At 73.2% G+C, this 5,537-nt stretch carries 2 protein-coding genes; both read right to left on the bottom strand.

Annotated elements, in window-relative coordinates; translation table 11 throughout:
- The coding region (locus FRZ03_RS13820) for a type I polyketide synthase (protein ID WP_146465448.1) at window positions 1–1,755 on the bottom strand (1,755 nt) is incomplete at its 3' end.
- Window positions 1,756–1,784: 29 nt separating this feature from the next.
- The coding region (locus tag FRZ03_RS13825) for an SDR family NAD(P)-dependent oxidoreductase (protein WP_146465449.1) at window positions 1,785–5,537 on the bottom strand (3,753 nt) is incomplete at its 5' end.

The raw sequence follows: 5,537 nt of genomic DNA on the forward strand, positions 1-5,537 counted from the left end.
GCATTCGTTCAGTGCTTGGGCGAAGGCGGGGTTGGTGTCGGCGAGTTCGGCGCCCATGCCTGTCCAGTGGGTGCCCTGGCCGGGGAAGACGAAGGCCACGCGTCCCTGGATGTCGGCGCGGTTGCTTCCGGCGCCTTCGGCCACGGCTTCGAGCTGGGCCAGTGCTTCGGCCCGGTCTTCGGCGATGATCACCGCGCGGTCGGGCAGTGCGGCCCGGCCGTTCATCAGTCCCGCGGCGATCGCACCCAGACCCAGCTCGGGGCGTGTCCGTACGAACTCGGCCAACTGCCGCGCCTGCGCCCGCAGTCCCGCTCCGCCACGCCCCGACACCATCAGCGGCACCACGCCTCCCGGCCCGTGTACCGCGACCGGTTCCTCCGCAGCTCCCTCCAGGATCACGTGGGCGTTGGTGCCGCTGACGCCGAAGCCCGACACTCCCGCTCGTCTCGGGTGGCCTGTCTCCGGCCAGGCTCGTTCCTCGGTCAGCAGTTCGACGGCTCCCGTGGACCAGTCGACCTGTGGTGTCGGCGCGTCCACGTGCAGGGTTCGCGGCAGCACTGCGTGCCGCATCGCCATGACCATCTTGATGATGCCGGCCACTCCGGCGGCGGCCTGCGCGTGCCCGATGTTCGACTTCAGCGAGCCCAGCCACAGCGGACGTTCACGGTCCTGCCCGTAGGTGGCCAGGAGGGCCTGTGCCTCGATGGGGTCGCCCAGTGCGGTGCCGGTGCCGTGGGCCTCCACCGCGTCCACGTCGGCCGGGGCCAGTCCGGCGGCGTCCAGTGCCCGGCGGATGACGCGTTGCTGGGAGGGGCCGTTGGGGGCGGTGAGGCCGTTGGAGGCGCCGTCCTGGTTGACGGCGCTGCCGCGCACCACCGCCAGTACCCGGTGCCCCAGCCGTTCCGCGTCCGACAGGCGCTCGACCAGCAGCACGCCCACGCCTTCGGAGAAGCCGGTGCCGTCGGCCGACGCGGCGAAGGCGCGGCAGCGGCCGTCGGTCGACATACCGCGTTGGCGGGAGAAGCCGACGAAGACGCCGGGGTTGGCCATGACGGTGACGCCGCCGGCCAGGGCCATCGAGCACTCCCCGGCCCGCAGCGCCTGGACGGCCAGGTGCAGGGCGACCAGTGACGACGAGCATGCCGTGTCCACCGTCACCGCGGGGCCCTCGAAGCCGAGCACGTAGGACACGCGGCCGGACAGGACGCTGGCCGACGTGCCCGTGCCCATGACCGCCTCGAGTTCTTCGGGGACACGGGCTCCGGAGCCGTAACTGTGGTAGGTGACGCCGGTGAAGACGCCGACGTCCTTGCCGCGCAGCGCGGTCGGGTCGATGCCGGCCCGTTCGAAGACCTCCCAGGAGGTCTCCAGAATGAGCCGCTGCTGCGGGTCCATCGCCAGGGCCTCGCGCGGGGAGATGCCGAAGAAGGCCGCGTCGAAGTCGCCCGCGTCGTGGAGGAAGCCGCCCTGGCGGACGTAGCTGGTGCCGGGGTGGTCGGGGTCCGGGTCGAAGAGGTCGTCCAGGTCCCAGCCCCGGTCGGTCGGGAAGTCACCGATGGCGTCGCCGCCGGTGGCGACGAGGTTCCACAGGTCCTCCGGGGAGGTCACGCCACCCGGCAGGCGGCAGGCCATGCCGACGATCGCGACGGGTTCCGACAGTCCTCGGCGGATGTCGGCGTTCTCCCTCTCCAGCCGCTCGTTCTCCATGAGCGTGACACGCAGCGCTTCGACGACCTTCGCGTCGGGAGTGGTCATCCCGGCCTCCGCCTTCTTCCCCATCGTCATCACTTACCGGCCTTGCTCATGGCGCGTTGCACCAGGTCGTCGACGCCCATGTCGGCTATCGCCGTCTCCCGCTCCCGCGCCGTGAGCTCCTCCGCGTCCGCTTCGCCTTCCTCGGTGAGCGTCATGAGGGCGTCGAGGACGCCCAGTTCCCGGAGGCGGCTCAGCGGTGTCCTGGCCAGGACGCGGCGCAGTTCTTCCTCACTGGTCGGTGCGGCGGGAGCGGGGGTGTCGTCCGGGGCGAGTGTCGCGCGCAGGTGGCGCATGAGGGCGACGGGCGTCGGATAGTCGAAAACGAGGGTGGTCGGCAGACGGACCCCGGTGTGGTTGGCGAGCCGGTTGCGCAGTTCGACCGCCGTGAGGGAGTCGAAGCCCAGCTCGTTGAAGGCCAGGTCGGGGCCGATGGCGTGGGCGGTGGCGTGGCCCAGTACCCGGGCGGCCTCCTCCCGGACCAGGCCGAGCAGGAGCTGTTCCTGTTCCTCGGCGGTGGCACGGCTGAGACGCTGGGTGAAGGCACCGGCGTCGGCGGCCGTGCCCGCCGTGCGCCGGGTCTGCCGGACCAGGCCGCGCAGCAGCGGCGGCACCGGCCCCGTGGCGGCCTGCGCCCGCAGCGCGCCGAAGTCCAGTCTCATCGGCAGCAGCACCGGCTGGGGCAGGCGCAGCGCGGTGTCGAACAGTGCCGCACCCTCGTCCTCCGACAGCCCGACGACTCCGCCGCGTGCCATCCGCTGCTGGTCGGCGCCGGTGAGGTGACCGGTCAGGCCGATCCCCGCGCCCTGCGTCCACAGGCCCCAGGCCAGCGAGACGGCGGGGAGGCCCTGGGCTCGGCGCTGGTGGGCGAGGGCGTCCAGGTAGGCGTTGGCGGCGACGTAGCCGCCCTGTCCGGAACTACCGAGGGTGCCGGCGGCAGAGGAGAACAGGACGAACAGTGCCAGGTCCAAGTGCCGGGTCAGTTCGTGCAGGTGGTGTGCGGCGTCGGCCTTGGAGGCGAGGACGGTGTCCAGTCGTTCGGCGGTCAGGGCGGTGATTACGCCGTCGTCCAGGGCGCCGGCGCTGTGCACCACACCGTTCAGCGGGGCGTCCGGGGAGACGGTCGACAGCAGTGCGGCCACGGCATCCCGGTCGGATACGTCACAGGCGGCGATGCGGACCCTTGCCCCGAGGGCGGTCAGTTCGCGTTCCAGCTCGGCGGAGCCGTCGGCCCGGGGGCCGCTGCGGCTGGTCAGCAGCAGGTTGCGTACGCCGTGCTCGGTCACCAGGCGGCGGGCCGCCACCTTGCCGAGTGCTCCGGTACCGCCGGTGACGAGGACGGTGCCCCGCGGGTCGGGCCGGCGCGGTAGCGTGAACACGTTCTTGCCGACGTGCCGGCCCTGGCTCATGAACCGGAAGGCGGCCGGAGCGCGCCGGATGTCCCAGGTGGTGAGCGGCGGCGGGGTCAGAACGCCCTGGTCGAAGAGGGCGACCAGCTCGGTCAGCATCCGCTCGATGCGCTCGCCGCCCGCGTCGGCCAGGTCGAAGGCCCGGTAGGTGACGCCGGGGTGGCGGGCGCCGACCTCGGCGGCGTCGCGGATGTCGGTCTTGCCCATCTCGATGAACCGGCCGCCCCTGGGCAGCAGGCGCAGCGAGGCATCCACGAAGTCACCGGCGAGCGCGTCCAGGACGACGTCGAAGCCCCGTCCGCCGGTCAGGTCGAGGAACTGCCGCTCGAAGTCCAGGGTGCGGGAGTTGGCGAGTCGCCCGTCGGGTACGCCGGCGGCGCGCGCCGCGTCCCACTTGGCCGGACTGGCGGTGCCGTAGACCTCGGCGCCCCAGTGCCGGGCGAGCTGCACGGCGGCCATGCCGACACCACCGGCGGCGGCGTGGATCAGCACCGACTCGCCGCGCTCCAGTCCCGCCAGGTCCCGCAGTCCGAACCAGGCGGTGAGGTACACGCAGGGCACCGAGGCCGCCTGTTCGAAGGACCAGCCCTTCGGCATGGGCGCGAGTGTGCGGCAGTCGGCTACGGCCACAGGGCCGCCCGCGCCCTCGAAGAGGCCCATGACCCGGTCGCCCGGGGCGAAGCGGGTGACGCCGGGACCGACCTCCGTGACCACCCCGGCGCCTTCGTTGCCGATGCTGATCTCACCCGGGTACATGCCCAGCGCCATCAGTACGTCACGGAAGTTGAGGCCTGCGGCGCGCGTCCCGATCCGGACGTGCCCAGGAGGCAGTGCCGCCCGTGCCTTTGGCGCCGGCAGGAGGGCCAGGCCGTCCAGCGTGCCCGGGGCCCGCGTGCCCAACTCCCACGCGGGCTCACCCGCCGGTGCCGTCAGGACTTCGTCGGCGCCGGCCCGGGTGAGACGCCGCTGGTGGCAGACTCCGTCACGCAGGGCGAGCTGTGGTTCGTCGCCGTCGAGCAGGGCGGCCAGGAGGGTGGGGAGCGTGTCGGCGGAGGCCGCTGTGGCGTCCGTGTCGAGGAGCAGGACGCGGCCGGGGTGCTCCGACTGCGCTGTGCCTACGAGGCCCCACGCCGCGGCCACCGCCGGGTTCAGCCGGTCACCGTCCCGCACGCTCACGGCACCCCTGGTCAGTACCACCAGGCGTGTCTGCTCCAGCGCGGGTGCGCCGAGCCACGCCTGGAGCACCTCCAGGGTGCGGTGGGTGACGTGGTGTACGTCAGTGCCCTTGGGTTCGTACAGCAGGACCGCCGACGGTCCGGTCACCCGCGTCACGTCCTCGACGGTCCGCACGGAGACCGTCTCCACGGGGGTGGCGGGAGCGACCCGCAGCTCCTCCCAGCCCACAAGGAACATCTGCTCCAGCGGCGTCCGTCCGCCGGCGGCGTCCAGCCTGCCGGTCGGCACCGGCCGCGACACCAGCGACTCGATCACCGCGACAGACGCGCCGTTCGGGTCGGCCAGCCGGATACCCACCCCGTCCTTCTCGAAAGGCTTGATCCGTATCCGCAGCGCCGACGCGCCGAAAGCGTGCAGCGACACCCCTCGGTAGGCGAAGGGCAACGCGGGGCCCGCGTCGGCGCCGGTGCGGTCGCGGAAGGCGGTGGCGTGCAGGGCGGCGTCGAGCAGCGCGGGATGCAGGCCGAACGCGGCGGCCTCGGCGGTCAGTTCCTCGGGCAGGGCGACCTCCGCGTAGATCTCGTCGCCCCGCGTCCACGCCGCGCGCAGGCCGCGGAAGGCGGGACCGTAGCCGTATCCGTCCGCCGCCAACTCCTCGTAGACGCCGCGCACCCGGTCCTCCGGGACCGGTACCGCCCCGACAGGCGGCCACCGCGTCAGGTCCTGTGCGTCCGGCTCGACGCTGCCGCCGACCGGGCCGCTCTCCGGGCTCAGCGTGCCGCTGACGTGCCGCACCCAGGCCGCCTCCTGGCGGCGCGAGTGCACCGACACCTGACGCCGCCCGGACCCGTCCGGCGCGTCCACGGTCACCCGCACCTGCACGCCCTCGTGCTCGGGGAGCGGCAGCGGCGCCTCCACCACCAGTTCCTCGACGGCACCGCAGCCGACCTCGTCCCCGGCACGCACCGCCAGCTCCACGAACGCCGCCCCCGGCAACAGCACCGTCCCCGCCACCGCATGGTCCGCCAGCCACGGATGCGTACGCAGCGACAGCCGCGAGGTGAACAGCAGACCGCCGGACCCGGGCAGCTCCGTCACGGCACCCAGCAGCGGGTGCTCGGCCTGCGCCAGTCCCAGCGCCGCAGCGTCAGCCGTGCCGCCGCCTCGGCCCAGCCAATACCGCTGGTGTTGGAAGGGGTA

Origin of the sequence: Streptomyces misionensis, assembly GCF_007896895.1 — a bacterium.
GTDB classification, from domain to species: domain Bacteria; phylum Actinomycetota; class Actinomycetes; order Streptomycetales; family Streptomycetaceae; genus Streptomyces; species Streptomyces misionensis_A.